The sequence below is a fragment of the Plantactinospora soyae genome (assembly GCF_014874095.1).
In the GTDB taxonomy this organism is placed as follows: Bacteria; Actinomycetota; Actinomycetes; order Mycobacteriales; family Micromonosporaceae; genus Plantactinospora; species Plantactinospora soyae.
The window spans coordinates 4833895-4850830 of the sequence record NZ_JADBEB010000001.1 but is presented as its reverse complement, the minus strand read 5'-3'; the positions used below and the strand labels follow the sequence as shown (position 1 = coordinate 4850830).

The 16936-nt window shown below is 70.8% G+C and carries 13 protein-coding genes and 1 pseudogene; 11 read left to right on the top strand and 3 right to left on the bottom strand.

Annotated elements, in window-relative coordinates:
- The first annotated feature begins 50 nt into the window (after nt 1–50).
- Nucleotides 51–491 carry a hypothetical protein gene (locus H4W31_RS21570; protein WP_192768302.1) on the top strand — a complete coding sequence of 147 codons (441 nt, stop codon included), beginning with the start codon at nt 51–53 and terminating at the stop codon, nt 489–491.
- Nucleotides 492–527: 36 nt separating this feature from the next.
- On the opposite strand, the gene pgm is transcribed toward H4W31_RS21570, so the two are convergent.
- Nucleotides 528–2174, bottom strand: a complete 1647-nt coding sequence (gene pgm, locus H4W31_RS21565; RefSeq protein ID WP_192768301.1) for a phosphoglucomutase (alpha-D-glucose-1,6-bisphosphate-dependent) — start codon at nt 2172–2174, stop codon at nt 528–530.
- A gap of 85 nt (nt 2175–2259) precedes the next feature.
- Nucleotides 2260–3501: pseudogene (gene glgC, locus H4W31_RS21560) on the bottom strand (glucose-1-phosphate adenylyltransferase); the annotation flags it as partial.
- Nucleotides 3502–3666: 165 nt separating this feature from the next.
- Here glgC and H4W31_RS21555 point away from each other — a divergent pair.
- Both H4W31_RS21555 and H4W31_RS21550 read left to right on the top strand, forming a co-directional pair.
- Nucleotides 3667–4257 (top strand): SigE family RNA polymerase sigma factor, encoded by a 591-nt coding sequence (locus H4W31_RS21555; protein ID WP_192768299.1) that lies wholly within the window; start codon nt 3667–3669, stop codon nt 4255–4257.
- Between the two features lie 11 nt (nt 4258–4268).
- Entirely contained in the window at nt 4269–5597 is a 1329-nt protein-coding gene (locus tag H4W31_RS21550; protein WP_192768298.1) for a hypothetical protein, read from the top strand.
- Nucleotides 5598–5685: 88 nt separating this feature from the next.
- Here H4W31_RS21550 and H4W31_RS21545 read toward each other — a convergent pair whose 3' ends face one another.
- Entirely contained in the window at nt 5686–6582 is an 897-nt protein-coding gene (locus H4W31_RS21545; RefSeq protein WP_192768297.1) for a LysR family transcriptional regulator ArgP, read from the bottom strand.
- A 108-nt stretch (nt 6583–6690) separates the two neighbouring features.
- On the opposite strand from H4W31_RS21545, the gene H4W31_RS21540 reads away from it, so the two are divergent.
- The 8 genes from H4W31_RS21540 (at nt 6691) to glgB (ending at nt 16888) form a co-directional block, all read left to right on the top strand.
- Nucleotides 6691–7299, top strand: a complete 609-nt coding sequence (locus H4W31_RS21540; RefSeq protein ID WP_225946921.1) for a LysE/ArgO family amino acid transporter — start codon at nt 6691–6693, stop codon at nt 7297–7299.
- Nucleotides 7300–7679: 380 nt separating this feature from the next.
- Nucleotides 7680–8978 carry an ABC transporter substrate-binding protein gene (locus H4W31_RS21535; RefSeq protein ID WP_225945627.1) on the top strand — a complete coding sequence of 433 codons (1299 nt, stop codon included), beginning with the start codon at nt 7680–7682 and terminating at the stop codon, nt 8976–8978.
- Complete coding sequence (locus H4W31_RS21530) at nt 8975–9973, top strand: carbohydrate ABC transporter permease (RefSeq protein ID WP_318783326.1); 999 nt, start codon at nt 8975–8977, stop codon at nt 9971–9973. Before H4W31_RS21535 ends, H4W31_RS21530 begins: the two co-directional genes overlap by 4 nt.
- Nucleotides 9970–10842, top strand: coding sequence for a carbohydrate ABC transporter permease (locus H4W31_RS21525; protein ID WP_318783325.1), 873 nt, complete (start codon nt 9970–9972; stop codon nt 10840–10842). Before H4W31_RS21530 ends, H4W31_RS21525 begins: the two co-directional genes overlap by 4 nt.
- A gap of 112 nt (nt 10843–10954) precedes the next feature.
- Nucleotides 10955–12178, top strand: a complete 1224-nt coding sequence (gene glgA / locus H4W31_RS21520; protein ID WP_318783324.1) for a glycogen synthase — start codon at nt 10955–10957, stop codon at nt 12176–12178.
- A gap of 41 nt (nt 12179–12219) precedes the next feature.
- Entirely contained in the window at nt 12220–12633 is a 414-nt protein-coding gene (locus H4W31_RS21515) for a hypothetical protein (protein ID WP_192768295.1), read from the top strand.
- Nucleotides 12634–12719: 86 nt separating this feature from the next.
- Nucleotides 12720–14795, top strand: a complete 2076-nt coding sequence (locus tag H4W31_RS21510; protein ID WP_192768294.1) for an alpha-1,4-glucan--maltose-1-phosphate maltosyltransferase — start codon at nt 12720–12722, stop codon at nt 14793–14795.
- Nucleotides 14783–16888, top strand: coding sequence for a 1,4-alpha-glucan branching protein GlgB (gene glgB, locus H4W31_RS21505; protein WP_192768293.1), 2106 nt, complete (start codon nt 14783–14785; stop codon nt 16886–16888). Before H4W31_RS21510 ends, glgB begins: the two co-directional genes overlap by 13 nt.
- Nucleotides 16889–16936 lie beyond the last annotated feature (48 nt).

The following is a 16936-nucleotide window of genomic DNA, read 5'->3' as shown; positions in this document are numbered from 1 at the left end:
AACCGGGGCTCTCGGGCCGGCCGTCGATCTGGTGGGCGTACCGTCCAGGCATGGCGGAGGGTGGGCCCGAGGACTGGGTGGAGCAACGACGACGGGCGGTGGCCGCACACGCGGCGGCCGACGAGCGTCGCCGGGACGTGGAGACCGGGCAGGCCCGGCAACTCGTCGTGTCCTTCCTCCAGGAGGCTCGGGAACGCGGGCTGCGGCAGACCCCGTTGACCGCGATCGCCTACAACGGACGGAGCCGCTACCGGACTCCGCTCGTCGGCTGGTACCTCGATGTCGCCCTGATCCACGCGGTCGACGGCGACGGTGCCTTCTACGTGCTCACGGTGCCGGCCAGCCTGCGGGCCCGGTTGACCGGGGCGACACCACACCCGTCGCCACCGAAGCTGGTCATCGGCGAGGGCGGACCGGACGGGCAGTCGATGCCGCTGCACACGATGCTCCGCAGACGGCTCGACGCGGGAGACACCTGGCCGCCCGAATGACCGGGGCGGTCCGCCCAAGGGAAGACCCGGCAGCGGTCAGGCGTCCTTGAGTACCTCGGTGACCAGTGACCGCGCCTCCTCCTGGAGCCGCCCGAGATGCTCCGGCCCCCGGAAGGATTCGGCGTAGATCTTGTAGACGTCCTCGGTGCCGGACGGCCGGGCCGCGAACCAGCCCGACTCGGTGGTGACCTTCAGGCCGCCGATCGCGGCGCCGTTGCCCGGTGCGTTGGTCAGCGTCGCCGTGATCGGTTCCCCGGCCAGTTCGGTGGCGGTGATCTGGTCCGGCGAGAGTCGTCCGAGCACGGCCTTCTCGGCCCGGTTGGCCGGCGCGTCGATCCGGGCGTACGCCGGCTCGCCGAACCGCGCCACCAGGTCGGCGTAGTGCTCGCTGGGCGTCCGCCCGGTCACCCCGATGATCTCGGCGGCCAACAGACTGAGCAGGATGCCGTCCTTGTCGGTGGTCCAGGTGCGGCCGTCGCGGGCCAGGAACGACGCCCCGGCGCTCTCCTCGCCGCCGAAGCCGACCGAGCCGTCGAGCAGCCCCGGCACGAACCACTTGAAGCCGACCGGGACCTCGAGCAGCTGGCGGCCCAGGTCGGCGGCCACCCGATCGATCATCGAGGACGACACCAGCGTCTTGCCGATCGCCGCGTCGGCGGCCCACTGCGGCCGGTTGCGGTACAGGTAGGAGATCGCCACCGCCAGGTAGTGGTTGGGGTTCATCAGGCCGCTGTCCGGGGTGACGATGCCGTGCCGGTCGGCATCCGCGTCGTTGCCGGTGGCGACCTGGTACTCCGAACGGCGCGAGATCAGCGAGGCCATCGCGTACGGGGACGAACAGTCCATCCGGATCTTGCCGTCCCAGTCCAGGGTCATGAACCGCCAGGCCGGGTCCACCAGCGGGTTCACCACGGTCAGGTCCAGCCCGTGTCGGGACGCGATCTCGCCCCAGTAGGCCACGCTGGCTCCGCCCAGCGGATCCGCGCCGATCCGTACCCCGGCCGCCCGGACCGCCGCCAGGTCCACCGCCGAGGGGAGGTCGTCGACGTACGCGGCCAGGAAGTCGTACCGGCCGGTGGTCTCGGCGGCCCGCGCCCGCGCGTACGGAATCCGGCGTACCTCCCGGAGGCCGTCGGCCAGGAGCGCGTTGGCCCGGTCCTGGATCCACCTGGTCGCGTCGGTGTCCGCCGGCCCCCCGTGCGTGGGGTTGTACTTGTAGCCGCCGTCCGACGGCGGGTTGTGCGACGGGGTGATCACCACTCCGTCGGCGAGCCCGGTGGTACGACCCCGGTTGTACGTCAGGATGGCGTGCGACAAGGCCGGTGTCGGCGTGTACCCGTCCCGGCTGTCGACCAGCACCGTCACCTCGTTCGCGGCGAGCACCTCGAGCGCGCTCACCGAGGCGGGCTCCGAGAGGGCGTGCGTGTCCCGGGCCAGGAACAGTGGCCCGTCGATCCCCTGCTTCCGGCGGTAGTCGCAGGTCGCCTGGGTGATGGCCAGGATGTGGTCGGAGTTGAACGCGCCCCGCAGGCTCGACCCCCGGTGCCCGGAGGTGCCGAACGCGACCTGCTGGGCCGGGTCGGCGGGGTCGGGGTGTTCGGCGTAGTACGCGGTGACGAGCCGGGGCACGTCGACCAGGTCCTCGGGCTCGGCGGGCTGGCCGGCGCGGGCGTGGACCGACATCGGTGGGGCCTCCTTCTGACACGGATCTGTGCACGCTGCCCGGCCGATCGGCGTACGCCGGATCGCCCGGTGGTGGCCGGCGAGGTCAGGGCTCGATGCGCTGACCCTTGCCGATGACCACGATCCCACGGTCGGACACCGTGTACCGCTCGCGGTCCCGTTCCAGGTCCACACCGATCTCCGCGCCCTCGGGCACCACCACGTTCTTGTCGAGGATGGCGTTGCGGACCACCGCGTGCCGGCCGATCTGCACCCCCTCCATCAGCACCGAGCCTTCCACGTGGGCCCAGGAGTGCACCCGGACATTCGGCGAGACCACGGAATTCTCCACCAGCGATCCGGAGATCACCACGCCCGGAGAGATCATCGACTCGACCGCCCGGCCGACCCGCTCCTCCAGGCCGTGGACGAACTTGGCCGGCGGCCACGGCGGATGGTCGGTGTAGATCGGCCAGTCGTAGTTGTAGAGGTTGAAGACGGGGTGGACCGCGATCAGGTCCATGTGCGCCTCGTAGAACGAGTCCAGCGTTCCCACGTCCCGCCAGTACCCCCGGTCCCGGTCGGTGCTGCCCGGCACCTCGTTGTCCCGGAAGTCGTAGACGTTGGCCTCGCCCCGCTCCACCATCATCGGGATGATGCTGCCGCCCATGTCGTGCTTGCTGGTCCGGTCCGCCGCGTCGCGCTCGACCGCCTCGCAGAGCACCTTCGTGGTGAAGACGTAGTTCCCCATCGACGCGTAGATCTCGTCCGGCGCGTCCGGCAGCCCCTGCGCGTCGGTCGGCTTCTCGCGGAAGGCACGGATCCGCCGGCCGTCCTCGGCCACCTCGATCACCCCGAACTGGTCGGCCGAGGAGAGCGGCTGGCGGATGCCGGCCACCGTGACCCCGGCGCCGGAGGCGATGTGCTCGTCCAGCATCTGCCGGGGATCCATCCGGTAGATGTGGTCGGCGCCGAACACGATGACGTAGTCCGGCTGCTCGTCGTTGATCAGATTGAAGCTCTGGTAGATCGCGTCCGCCGACCCGGCGAACCACCACGGCCCGCGTCGCTGCTGCGCCGGTACCGGTGTCACGTAGTTGCCCAGCAGGTTCGACATCCGCCAGGTCTTGGTGACGTGCCGGTCGAGCGAGTGCGACTTGTACTGGGTCAGCACAACGATCTTCAGGAAGCCACCATTGGCCAGGTTGGACAGCACGAAATCGACCATCCGGTACATGCCACCGAACGGAACGGCCGGCTTGGCCCGGTCCGCGGTGAGGGGCATCAGGCGCTTGCCCTCTCCTCCGGCCAGGACGATCGCGAGGACCTTGGCTGACATGTCCCGACGGTAACGGAGCCGCGAGCGCTCCGCACGGGGCTCGTCGTGTTCATCCCGCCAAGATCGCTAACGGCCATTTCGTCCGGCTGGTCCGCCCCTCCGGCCGGCCGGCCCGTCCACCTCGCCGTGCAACAGTTCGGCGGTCGGCCGCGTCCCGGGGTGGAAGGAGGTGTCATGGACGATGCAGACGCCCGCGGTTTCACCGAATTCGTCCGCGCCCGCTCGGAGGCGTTGATGCGCTACGGATACGTGCTGACCGGCAACCCGCACGACGCCGCCGACCTGACGCAGGAGGCACTGGCCCGACTCGGGTCCGCCTGGTCGAGGGTTCGCCGCCGGGACGATCCCGAGGGGTACGTGCGGACGACCATGGCCCGGCTGCACGTCAGCTGGTGGCGGCGCCGACGCCACGAACGCCTCGTCGGCGAGGTACCGGAGCGGGAGCACCTCGATCCGGGGTACGCCCGCGCGGACGGGGACGGCGGGCTCTGGCGGGCCCTCGCCGGGCTGCCCCGACGGCAGCGGACGGTACTGGTACTGCGCTACTACGAGCACCGCGACGACGAGGAGATCGCCCGCCTGCTCGGCATCTCCCGGGGCACCGTGCGCAGCCAGGCCGCCCGGGGGCTGGACAAGTTGCGCGCGGTCTGGCTGCCGGGCGCAGACGACTCCGGGTCCGGTTCCGGGGCGGAGGGCGGCTCCGGCTCCGGGGCCGGCGCGGGTTCTGCGCAGACCACGCCGGAGATGACCAGGAGGAAGCGGTGACGGGAGGGAAGATGAGCAGCCAGTTGGAGCGGGATCTGGTCCGTACCCTGGACGAGGCGGCCGCCTCGGCGCCGGTGCCGGACGAGGAGTTCGTCGCCGGGGTACGCGGGCGGCAGCGCCGACGCCGACGTCGATGTACCGCGCTGACCGGTGCCTGCGCGGTGGTGCTCACCGTCGTCGCCAGCCTGACGGTGGTACGCCTGCACGCGCCACCACCGACACCTACCGACCCGGTACCGGTGGTGGCCGCCTGGTCCGGCACGGTGCCGGCGTTCACCACCGAACTGGAGTCGCCGGAGCGGGTCTGGCCGGAGGCGGTACGCCGGCTTCCCGGAACGCTGCCGGACGGCCGGTCGTACGGGGTGGTCGCCATCCTCGACGACGACCGGTACCTGGTGGAGATTCCGGGCTGGGGTGCACGGGCGGTTCCCGATTCGCAGCTCGTCTCGTACGTGAATCGGTCGGCGCCGCCCTCGGTCTTCGACGTACGGGCCGGCACGGTGCGCGCGCTCGGCGACCCCGCGGCGGCGAACGGGAAGAACTTCTACGGGGTACCCGACTTCGCCGTGCTCGGCGACGAGTTGCTCTGGTGGGCGACCTACACCAGGGCAGACGACCGGGTGGAGGAGTTGTGGTCCGCCCGCCTCGACGGCACCGCCGCCGCGCGCCTGTTGCACACCCCGGCCCCGGCCGACCGCGCGTTCCCCACCCTCGGCGTCGCCGGCGACCAGGTCTACTGGTATCAGGAGGGCGCTCCAGCCGGGATCTACCAACTTCCCGTCGCTGGCGGCATCCCGACGCCGGTACCCGGCGCCGGAGGCTTCTACCCTGCCGGGTCCAGCCCCGGACACGGCAAGCTGTCACCCTGGGTGAAGAACACCGACGTCCCGTCGCCGGCCTCGGGCGAGTTGTGGAACCTGGTCACCGGCCGGCGCCTGCACTGGACGGCGCGGCCGTCCGCGAACGTGTCCTGCGACCCGGTCCTGTGCAGCGGGCAGACCGCGGACGGACGGGCGTCGTTCGTGCAGCGACTCGACGGCAGCGGCTACCAGGTGCTTCCGTACCACGGCACGCTCAACTTCACGATGTACCCGGCGGTCGAGGGTCGGTTCGGAGCGGGCTCGGTCAGTGTCGGCGGAAAGCCGGCGCCCTTCGTCTGGGACCGCTCGACCGGGCGGGCGGCGCTGATCACCACGGTGCCCCCGCCGGCGGCGGTACCGCCTCGGGGTGCCGCGGCGTGGCTGCTGGGTCAGGCTCTGCTCGGCGCCGACGCGGCGACCGTGCAGTGGTCGGACGGCACGGACGGGCTCTACCTCCTCGACCTGCGGGCGATCCGGTGACCGGGCCGGTCGGCCCCGGATCCGGCGCTCGACATCGCGCTGTCCGGCGCGCGGGTCGCCGCCGCAGCCGCCGAGCCTCGCCCCACGCTCACCGCTCCAGCGCTCCCCCGGCCGCCGCGACGACGGCGTCGGCCAGTACGCCGAGGGACCGGGAGTCGAGCCGCCACTGCTGCCAGTAGAGCGGTACGTCGATGCCCGCCTCCGGGTCGATCGGCACGAGCAGACCGGCCGCCTCGTAGCGGTCGGTCTGCTGGTACGGCAGCATGCCCCAGCCGAGGCCGAGCCGGATCGCCTCCGGAAAGTCGCCGGACGACGGAAGGTAGCTGCGGGGCGGGTCCCAGCTGCGGCGGGCCCGCTGCCGCAGGTACCGGTCCTGGAGGTCGTCCCGCCGGTCGAAGACGAGGACCGGTGACCGGGCCAGGTCGTCGATCGTCGGCCCGTCGGGCAGCCAGGTCCGGACGAATTCGGGACTGGCCATCGGCCGGTAACGCATCCGTCCGAGGGGCCGGACCGCGCAGCCCTGCACCGGTCGGTCCTCGGAGGTGATCGCGGCCAGCACGGTGCCCCGCCGGAGAAGTTCCACGGAATGGTCCTGGTCCTCCCGGTAGACGTCGACGCCGATCCGCTGCCGGGCCGCGGCCGCCAGCGCGGGCAGGACCCAGGTGTTCAGGGAATCTCCGTTGACCACCACCGGGATCCGGGTGAACTCGGCCGGATCGGCGGCGGAGTCGTACCCGAGTTCCTGGACCGCGTCGGTCTCCAGCAGGGCGACCTGGCGGGCCAGCCGCAACACGACCTGGCCGGACCGGGTCGGCCGGACCGGCTTGGCCCGCTCGACCAGGACCTGGCCCACGCTGCTCTCCAGGGCCTTCATCCGCTGGCTCACGGCGGAGGGGGTGACGTGCAGCTGCCGGGCGGCGGCCTCGAACGATCCGTGGTCGACCACGGCGAGGAAGGTACGAAGCTGCTCGAACTGGACGTCCATGATAAGCAAGTCTAATGAATCGTAAGAATGATTAGTTGGAGTGATGCGATCCGGCTCTCTAGGGTCGGGTGCGTGCCGATCTCCTCGGGCCTGACGCCCGCCGCCGAACTGGTTCCCGTGCTGGCGACCGGGTTCGGTGTCGGGCTGTCCCTGATCGTGGCGATCGGCGCCCAGAACGCATACGTGCTCCGGCAGGGCATCCGGGCCGAGCACGTCCTTCCGATCGTTGCCATCTGTGCGGTCTCGGACGCCGTCCTGATCCTGGCCGGCGTCACCGGAATCGGCACGATCGTCGCGCACGCCCCGGTCGCGCTCACCGTCGTCCGCTGGGCCGGCGCCGCCTTCCTGGTCGGGTACGGGCTTCTCGCGGCCCGCCGGGCCTTCGGCACCCAGAGCCTGACCGCCGCGAACGGTGGCGGCGGCGTGTCGCTGCGTACCGCCGTGTTCACCATGCTGGCGATGACCTGGCTCAACCCCCACGTCTACCTCGACACCGTGCTGCTGCTCGGCTCGATCGCCAACACGCACGGGCGGTCCGGCCGCTGGTCGTTCGGCGCGGGAGCCGCCCTGTCCAGCTTCGTCTGGTTCGCCGCACTCGGCTACGGCGCCCGCCTCCTCGGACGCCTCTTCGCCCGGCCGGTGGCCTGGCGGGTCCTCGACGCCCTGGTCGCGATCACCATGATCACCATCGGCGTCAGCCTGGTGGCGAACGGCTGACCGCACCGCCGCACCCCCGACGGCCGACTCCGCCGCGGGGCCGCACCCTCACCCGTCCGCAGCGCGTCCGCGATGTCCGCTTCGCCGATCCGGTGGGGCCGATCCCCCGCGAACCGCCGCACCCGGATCGCGAACCGCCGCGGCATGCCCCGGTACGCCACCCCAGGGCCGAGCCACAGCTCCGAGAGTTTCGGGATCGGGCCGCAAACACTCATAGAGCTTTCCGATCATGAGCTCGTCAGATATCGAGCATCGTCGACGGTTGACACTCCGACAACACGCGTGACACGCTCCGCCACAGGGCGTCAGGCGACCGAAACGTTCCGGAATACGGCTGACACTCTTCCGAGCATCTGTGGCGTGAGACAGGAGCCGAAACCATGATGGGCCCTACTACACGACGTCGGAAACTCCTCGTCGGCGTACTGGCGCTCGCGACCGCGATCAGTGCCGGCTGCGGTCGCGGCGGCGATGGTGCCGAGGAATCGGGCGGGGCGGAGACCCTGACCTGGTGGCACAACGCCAACGCGGAGCCCGGCCTGGGGTTCTGGAAGACCGTCGCGGACGAGTACCACGCGAAGAACCCGAACGTCACTGTCGAAGTCGTCCCGATGCAGAACGAGCAGTTCCAGACCAGGATCCCGGTCGCGTTGCAGTCGCAGGAGCCGCCGGACGTGTTCCAGTCGTGGGGCGGCGGCCAGCTCGCCGACCAGGTCAGCTCCGGCCGGATCAAGGACATCAGCGAGGCCATCGAGCCGTGGATCGGCGAGCTGGGCCCCGCCGCGCAGGGCTGGCAGGTGGACGGTAAGCAGTACGCAGTTCCGTACAGCCTGGGCGTGGTCGGCTTCTGGTACAACAAGGACCTCTTCAGCCAGGCGGGCATCAGCGCGCCGCCGGCCACCTGGGAGGAACTGCTCGGCGCCATCGGCAAGCTGAAGGCCGCCAACCTCACCCCGATCACCATCGGTGGCAAGGACCGCTGGCCGGACGCGTTCTACTGGGGCTACCTGGCGGTACGCGGCTGCTCGCAGCAGGTCCTCAAGGACTCGGTGACCAACTACAAGTTCGACGACCCGTGCTGGATCCAGGCCGGTCAGAAGACCAGGGAACTGATCGACGCCAAGCCGTTCCAGAAGGGCTTCCTGGCCACTTCCGCCCAGCAGGGTGCCACCAGCTCGGCCGGGTTGCTGGCCAACGGCAAGGCGGCGATGGAGCTCCAGGGCCACTGGAACCCCGGCGTGATGCGGGGCCTGACCCCGGACCGGAAGGGACTCGGCGACAAGCTCGGCTGGTTCCCGTTCCCGGCCGTGTCGGGTGGCGCGGGTGACCCGAAGGCCGCGTTGGGCGGAGGCGACGGGTTCGCCTGCTCCTACAAGGCGCCGGACTCGTGCGCCGACTTCCTGAAGTACATCGCGAGCGTTGACGTGCAGAAGCGCTGGGCCGCACTCAACACCGGCCTGCCGGTCACCAAGGGCTCGGAGAGCGCCGTCACCGACCCGACGCTGAAGTCGCTGCTGGACTTCCGGGCCGGCGCCAGTCACGTACAGCTGTACTTCGACATCGCGGTGCTGACCAGCGTCGGCCAGGCGCTGAACGAGGCGATCGCCAACCAGTTCGCCGGCAAGGCGACGCCGGAACAGGTGATCGAGGCCCTCAACACCGCCGCAAAGAACCGGTGAGCCAGCCGGTCCTCTCCGCCGGCGCCCGGCAACCCACCGAACCTGTGCCGTCCGACGCAGCGCCCGGTCGCGGATCTCCGCAGCCGGGCGCCGCCCGGCGCAGCGCCCGGCGGGCCGCGGAGATCTCCCTGTACGTCGGTCCCGCGCTGATCCTGTACGTGCTCTTCGTACTGCTGCCGATCGGGCTGGCGGTGTACTACAGCCTGTACAAGTGGAACGGGCTGGGCCCGCTGACGGAGTTCATCGGGTTCGACAACTACCGTCGGGCCCTCGACGACGAGGTGTTCCGGGGTGCGATCACGCACAACGGGATCATCGTGGTGCTCTCCATCGCCATCCAGGGACTGGTCGGCATCGGCCTGGCCCTGCTGCTCAACCAGCGCATGCGGGGCCGGGCGGCGCTACGCGCGGTCTACTTCGCGCCGTACATCCTGTCCGAGGTGGTCACCGCGGTGACCTGGCTGCTGATGCTGCAACCCGACGGACTGGTCGACACCCTCCTGCGGGCCGTCGGCCTCGGTGACCTGATCGAACTCTGGCTCGCCGACACCAGCGTCGTGCTCTACACGATGTTCGTGGTGATCACCTGGAAGTACATCGGCTTCGCCATCATCCTGTTCCTGGCCGGCCTCCAGGCGATTCCGCAGGAGCTGATCGAGGCGGCGGCGATCGACGGCGCCGGACGGATCCAGACCATCCGGCGGATCACCCTGCCGCTGCTCGGGCCGACCATCCGGATCTGGGCGTTCCTGTCCATCATCGGGTCGCTCCAGCTCTTCGACCTGATCTGGATCATGACGTTGGGTGGCCCGGCGAACGCCTCCAACACGATGGCGACGTACATGATCGACCGTGGTTTCCAGCGGTACGAGTTCGGCTACGGCAGCGCCGTCGCCGTGATCCTCTTCGTGATCTCGTTCGTGGTGGCGCTCGCGTACCAGCGGTTCGTCCTGCGCCGGGACACCGAGGGCGCCCTGACCAGGAACGTGAGGTGACGCGGCAGATGGTGGACTACGCCTCCGGGCCGGCTATCGGGTACCGCACCCGGGCGCGGCTCTCCCGGGCGCTGGCCTACACCGCCGGGCTCATGATCGCCGCGCTGGTCCTGGTGCCGATCCTCTACGTCGCACTGGGCGGGTTCCGGACCACCGGCCAACTCGCCGCCGACCCGGCCGGGCTGCCCGACCCCTGGGTGACCTCGAACTACACCGAGATCGCCACCTCCAGCGCCTTCTGGGGTCAGGTCGGCACCAGCACCCTGATCGCCGTGTTGACCACGGCGATCGTGGTCGCCCTCGGCGCCCTCGCCGCGTTCCCGCTCGCCCGGTTCGAGTTCCGGGGCCGCGAGACGCTCTACCTGCTGTTCACGCTCGGGCTGCTGTTTCCGATCAGCGTGGCGATCCTGCCGATCTACCTGATGCTGCGGGACCTCTACCTGCTGGACACGGCCCTCGGGGTGGCGTTGCCGCAGGCGGCGTTCGGTATCCCGGTGACGATCGTGATCCTGCGGCCGTTCATGCGGGCGATCCCGGGCGAGCTGGAGGACGCCGCGGCGATAGACGGCTGCTCCAAGTTCGGCTTCTTCCTCCGGATCCTGCTGCCGTTGTCCCGGCCGGCCCTGATGACGGTGTCGATCCTCGCCTTCGTCGGAAGCTGGAACGGATTCCTGCTCCCGCTGCTGGTGCTGAGCGATCCGTCGAGCTGGACGCTGCCGCTCGGGGTGGCGAACTACTCCACCCAGTACAGCGAGGACACCGCGCGGATCCTGGCGTTCACCGGGCTCTCCATGCTGCCCGCCCTGGCGTTCTTCCTGCTCGCCGAGCGCCGGATCGTCGGTGGCCTCTCCGGCGCCGTCAAGGGATAGCGTGCCGGACGGCGTGCGCCCGTGACCCCTTCGTGCCAGGGCTTCCCCGCCGGGAGCCTTGGCACTCGGGCATCGCGGGCGGATCGGCTCCGGCTGCACTAGGGTGCCGGCTGTGACCGAACTGACGCCCGACGACCGGCGGCTCCGGGTGGACCTGTTGACCCGGGAGTACCCCCCGGAGGTGTACGGCGGAGCCGGGGTGCACGTCGAGTACCTGGCCCGGGAACTCCGCTCCCGCGCCGACACCCGGGTGCACTGCTTCGGGGCGCCGCGCGAGGACCAGGCGGGCGTCACCGCGTACCCGGAACCACCCGGCCTGGCTGGTGCGAACGCCGCGCTGCGGACCATGGGGGTGGACCTGGAGATGGCGGCGGGCTGCGCCGGCACCGACGTCGTACACAGCCACACCTGGTACGCCAACCTCGCCGGCCACGTCGCCAAGCTGCTGCACGGGGTGCCGCACGTGGTGACCGTACACAGTCTGGAACCGCTGCGGCCGTGGAAGGCCGAGCAGCTCGGCGGCGGCTACGCGCTCTCCTCCTGGGCCGAGCGGACCGCGCTGGACGCCGCCGACGCGGTGATCGCGGTCTCCGCCGGGATGATGCGCGACCTGCTGGCCGCCTACCCGTCGGTCTCCCCGGACCGGGTCCGGGTGGTGCACAACGGCATCGACACCCACCAGTACGCCCCGGATCCGGGGACCGACGTGCTGGCCCGGCTCGGTATCGACCCGGACCGGCCAAGCGTGAGCTACGTCGGCCGGATCACGCGGCAGAAGGGCCTGCCCTACCTGCTCCGGGCGGCCCGATCACTGCCGCCGGAGGCTCAGCTCGTGCTGCTGGCCGGTGCTCCGGACACGGCCGAGATCGCCGCCGAGGTCGAGGAGCTGGTCGCCGAGCTGCGGGCCAGCCGGGAGGGCGTGGTCTGGGTCGCCGAGATGCTGCCCAAGCCCGAGGTGATCCAGATCCTCACCCACAGCACGGTCTTCGTCTGCCCGTCGATCTACGAGCCGATGGGCATCGTCAACCTGGAGGCGATGGCCTGCGAGACCGCCGTGGTCGCCACCGCCACCGGCGGCATCCCCGAGGTGGTCGCGGACGGCGTGACCGGGCTGCTGGTGCCGATCGCCCAGGCCACCGACGGCACGGGTACCCCGCTGGACCCGGACCGCTTCGTCGCCGACCTGGCCGAGGCCATCATCGGGGTGCTGGACGACCCGAAGCGCGCCGTCGAGCTGGGCCGGGCCGGGCGACGCCGCGCGGTCGAGCACTTCTCCTGGGACTCGATCGCGGAACGCACGATGGCGGTCTACCGCTCGGTGCTCGGCACACCCTGACGGACCCAGCCGGCACGCCACCGGATCGCTAAGCTGTTGCGATGGGAGCGGCGTACGACCACAGCCTGGCGGAAGCTGCCGCAGAGCGTGGCGACTGGGCCACGGCAATCGCCATGGTCAGTGAGTTCTCCGAGTCGTACAGCTCCGACCACAATCGACACAGTCTGCACCTGTGGCATATGGACCTACTGGTGAAGGCCGGGCTCCTGGCTGAGTTGGCCGAACTCGCCAGGACCGACACTCCCGCCCGGCGCCGGTTGGACAGGTTCCTGTTCGAGGACGGCCGCGACGGCGAGCTACGGCAGCGGGCCGAACACGGCGACAAGCTCGCGCTCTACTACCTGGTGAGACTGCTTCGCGGGCGAGGAGAGCAGACGGCCGCCCGACAGGCGGTCGCCGACATCAACCCGGCGGACACGTACGCCGTCGAACTGGCGAATCAAGACCCCGGGTAGTGCGACTCGCGGCAGAGGGTGACCGATCCTCGGCCGTCCGTACTTCCACCGCGCGGGGGTCGATCTTTGCCAGTAGGTTTGGCAGGGTGACTGGACGGATCCCGATCGAGGACGTGACGCCGTCCGTGGCAGGCGGACGCTACCCGGCCAAGGCGGTGGTGGGCGAGCTGGTTCCGGTGTCCGCGCGGGCGTACCGGGAGGGGCATGCGGCCATGGGCTGCCAGGTCGTCCTCCGGGGGCCGGACGGCGTGGACCGACCGGCGGTACGGATGCGGCCGGGCCCGGACTTCGACGACCGGTGGCACAGTGCCGTACAGCCGGACGCGGTGGGTGGCTGGAGCTTCACCGTGCAGGCGTTCGACGATCCGTACCTGAGCTGGCGGGACGCCGTCGTCAAGAAGGTGGACGCCGGGCAGGGGGCGGAGGACCTGGCCAACGACCTGGCCGAGGGTGCCGAGCTGCTGGAAACCGCCGCGGTGGACGTACCGGCGGAGTCCCGGAACCGGGTCCGGGAGGCCGTGGTCGCGTTGCGGGACGGAAAGCGGGACCTGCCGGAGCGGGTCTGGCCCGCGCTGGGGCTGGCCGAACTGCTCTGGGAGCATCCGGTACGGGCGCTGCTCAGCAGCGCGGAGCCGCTGACGCTCTGGGTGGACCGGCCGCGTGCGCTCTTCTCCGCCTGGTACGAGTTCTTTCCGCGCTCGGAGGGCGCGGTGCTGGCGGGGGACGGGCAACCGGCCCGGTCCGGAACCTTCCGGACCGCCCTGGACCGGCTGCCCGGGGTCGCCGCGATGGGGTTCGACGTGCTCTACCTGCCGCCGATCCATCCGATCGGACGGGTCAACCGGAAGGGCCGGAACAACACCCTGGTCGCCGGGGCGGACGACGTCGGGTCGCCGTGGGCGATCGGGGCGGCCGAGGGCGGGCACGACGCGATCCATCCCGACCTGGGTACCGCCGAGGACTTCCGGCGGTTCGTCGCCGCCGCCCGCGAGGTCGGTCTGGAGGTGGCGATGGACCTTGCGCTACAGGCCGCGCCGGACCATCCGTGGGTCGGCGAGCATCCGGAGTGGTTCACCACCCGGGCCGACGGCTCGATCGCGTACGCGGAGAACCCGCCGAAGAAGTACCAGGACATCTATCCGGTCAACTTCGACGACGATCCGGCCGGGATCCGGGCCGAGGTGCTGCGGGTGGTGTTGCACTGGGTCGGCGAGGGCGTGCAGGTCTTCCGGGTCGACAATCCGCACACCAAGCCGTTCGACTTCTGGCACTGGCTGATCGGGGAGGTCAAGCGGCACGATCCGGACGTGATCTTCCTGGCCGAGGCGTTCACCCGACCGGCGCTGATGCACGGGCTGGGCAAGATCGGCTTCACCCAGTCGTACACCTATTTCACCTGGCGGATCAGCCCGGCCGAGCTGCGGGACTACTGCCGGGAGCTGGTCGACGCCGCCGACTACATGCGGCCGAACTTCTGGCCGAACACCCCGGACATCCTGCCCGAGCACCTCCAGCACGGCGGACCGCCGATGTTCAAGATCCGCGCGGTGCTGGCCAGCCTGCTCTCCCCGTCCTGGGGGATCTACGCCGGCTACGAGCTCTTCGAGCACGTACCCCGGCCGGGCGCCGAGGAGTACCTGGACAACGAGAAGTTCGAGCTGCGCCCCCGGGACTGGGCGGCGGCGCAGGCCGACGGCCGGTCACTGGCCCCGTTCATCGCCCGGCTCAACGAGATCCGGCGGGCCAATCCGGCCCTGCACTGGCTGCGCAACCTGCGGTTCCACGAGATCGACAATCCGGCGCTGCTCTGCTGGTCCAAGCGGGATCCGGTGACCGGCAACACCGTACTGGTGGTCTGCTCCGTCGACCCCGCGCAGGTCCAGTGGGGGAACACCGTGCTGGACCTGCCGGCGCTCGGCTTCGACTGGCACGAGCGGTTCACCGTGCACGACGAACTCACCGGCGCCCGGTACGACTGGGGGCAGCACAACGCGGTCCGGCTCGACCCGTACCTCCAGCCAGCACACGTGTTCACGGTGCACCGGCACGGTACGGATCCGGACTCCGACGCCGGACCTTACTCCGACGCCGGCCCGGACGCCGATCGCGCCGATCGCGCCGACCCTCCCGCCGGATCGGAAGGCATGCGATGGACGAGCTGATCAACGGTACGGCGCACGACCCGCACGCCGTACTCGGCGCGCATCCCGACGGTGACCGGACGGTCGTACGTACCCTGCGCCGGGGCGCCGGCACGGTCGAGCTGGTCGTCGGCGAGCAGCGCCTGCCGATGCGGCGGGTACACGACGAGGGGATCTTCGAGGCGAGCGTTCCCGGTACGGTGCTGGACTACCGGGTGGCGGTGGACGGCGAACTGCGCGACGACCCGTACCGGTATCCGCCGAGCGTCGGGGAACTCGACCTGCACCTGATCTCCGAGGGCCGGCACGAGCGGCTCTGGACGGCGCTCGGCGCCCGCCCCCGGGACGGTGGCGGGGTGTCGTTCGCGGTCTGGGCGCCGGGTGCCCGGGGCGTCCGGGTGGTCGGGGACTTCACCGGCTGGGGCGCGCACGAGGGCTGGCCGATGCGCTCGCTCGGCGGCAGCGGGGTGTGGGAGGTCGTCGTTCCCGAGGCGGCGCCCGGGCACCGCTACAAGTACCGGATCCTCTCCCAGGACGGGCAGTGGCGGGACAAGGCCGACCCGATGGCCGGGCGTACCGAGGTGCCGCCGAGCACCGCCTCGGTGGTGCACGGGTCCCGGTACGAGTGGTCCGACGGCGACTGGCTGTCCCGGCGGGCCGGCCGGCAGCCGCACCAGGAGCCGATGAGCGTCTACGAGGTGCACCTCGGCTCCTGGCGGCCGGGTCTGTCCTATCGGGACCTCGCCGAGCAGCTCACCGCGTACGTGCTGGACCTGGGCTTCACCCACGTGGAGTTCCTGCCGGTGATGGAGCATCCGTTCGGCGGATCCTGGGGTTACCAGGTGACCGGCTACTACGCCCCGACCGCCCGGTTCGGCGACCCGGACGACTTCCGGTACCTGGTGGACCGGCTGCACGCCGCCGGAATCGGAGTGATCCTGGACTGGGTGCCGGCGCACTTCCCCAAGGACGACTGGGCGCTGGCAAGGTTCGACGGCACTCCGCTCTACGAGCATCCCGACCCGCGTCGCGGCGAGCACCCCGACTGGGGCACGTACGTCTTCGACTACGGCCGCCCGGAGGTCCGGAACTTCCTGGTCGCGAACGCGCTCTACTGGTTCGCCGAGTACCACGTCGACGGGCTGCGGGTGGACGCCGTCGCCTCGATGCTCTACCTGGACTACTCCCGGGAAGCCGGCCAGTGGCTGCCGAACCAGCACGGCGGCCGGGAGAACCTGGAGGCGATCGCGCTGCTCCAGGAGGTGAACGCGACCGTCTACCGGGAGCATCCGGGCGTACTGATGATCGCCGAGGAGTCGACGGCCTGGCCCGGGGTGACCCGGTCGACCGACGGCGGCGGGCTCGGGTTCGGCTTCAAGTGGAACATGGGCTGGATGCACGACACCCTCACCTACGTCGGCAAGGACCCGGTCTACCGGCAGCACCACCACGACGACCTGACCTTCTCGCTGGTGTACGCCTGGAGCGAGAACTACGTACTGCCGATCAGCCACGACGAGGTGGTGCACGGCAAGGGGTCGCTGCTCGGCAAGATGCCCGGCGACCAGTGGCGGAAGCTCGCCGGGGTCCGGACACTGCTGGCGTACATGTGGGCGCATCCGGGCAAGCAGCTGCTCTTCATGGGCTGCGAGCTGGGCGACGAGCGGGAGTGGAGCGAGAGCCGCGGGCTGGACTGGGGGCTGCTGGACGATCCGGGCCGGGCCGGGATCCAGCGGCTGCTGCGGGACCTGAACCGGGCCTACCGGGACAGTCCGGCGCTGTGGTCCCAGGACACCGACCCGGCCGGCTTCCGGTGGATCGTCTCGGACGACTCGGCGAACAACACACTGGCGTTCATCCGGATCGCCGCCGACTCCTCGCCGCTGGTCTGCGTGGCGAACTTCGCCGCGCTGCCGCACGAGGGCTACCGGATCGGTCTGCCGCTGGCCGGTACCTGGGTCGAGACGCTGAACACCGACGCGGACTGCTACGGCGGTTCCGGCGTCGGCAACCTCGGATCGGTGTACGCCGAGGACCAGCCCTGGCACGGGCTGCCCGCCTCGGCGGCCCTCCGGGTGCCACCGCTCGGCGTGCTCTGGCTCCGCCCGGCCTGACCGTCCCCGTTCGGCCGGGCCGTCGTCGCTCGCGTCGGGCCTGGTTCC

Bases quoted from the DNA above. Each gene is read 5' to 3' on its own strand.
- H4W31_RS21555 (WP_192768299.1), top strand. From the start codon at position 3,667: ATGGACGATGCAGACGCCCGCGGTTTCACCGAATTCGTCCGCGCCCGC.
- H4W31_RS21545 (WP_192768297.1), bottom strand. From the start codon at position 6,582: ATGGACGTCCAGTTCGAGCAGCTTCGTACCTTCCTCGCCGTGGTCGAC.
- pgm (WP_192768301.1), bottom strand. From the start codon at position 2,174: ATGTCGGTCCACGCCCGCGCCGGCCAGCCCGCCGAGCCCGAGGACCTG.
- H4W31_RS21570 (WP_192768302.1), top strand. From the start codon at position 51: ATGGCGGAGGGTGGGCCCGAGGACTGGGTGGAGCAACGACGACGGGCG.
- H4W31_RS21550 (WP_192768298.1), top strand. From the start codon at position 4,269: ATGAGCAGCCAGTTGGAGCGGGATCTGGTCCGTACCCTGGACGAGGCG.
- H4W31_RS21515 (WP_192768295.1), top strand. From the start codon at position 12,220: ATGGGAGCGGCGTACGACCACAGCCTGGCGGAAGCTGCCGCAGAGCGT.
- glgB (WP_192768293.1), top strand. From the start codon at position 14,783: ATGGACGAGCTGATCAACGGTACGGCGCACGACCCGCACGCCGTACTC.
- H4W31_RS21535 (WP_225945627.1), top strand. From the start codon at position 7,680: ATGATGGGCCCTACTACACGACGTCGGAAACTCCTCGTCGGCGTACTG.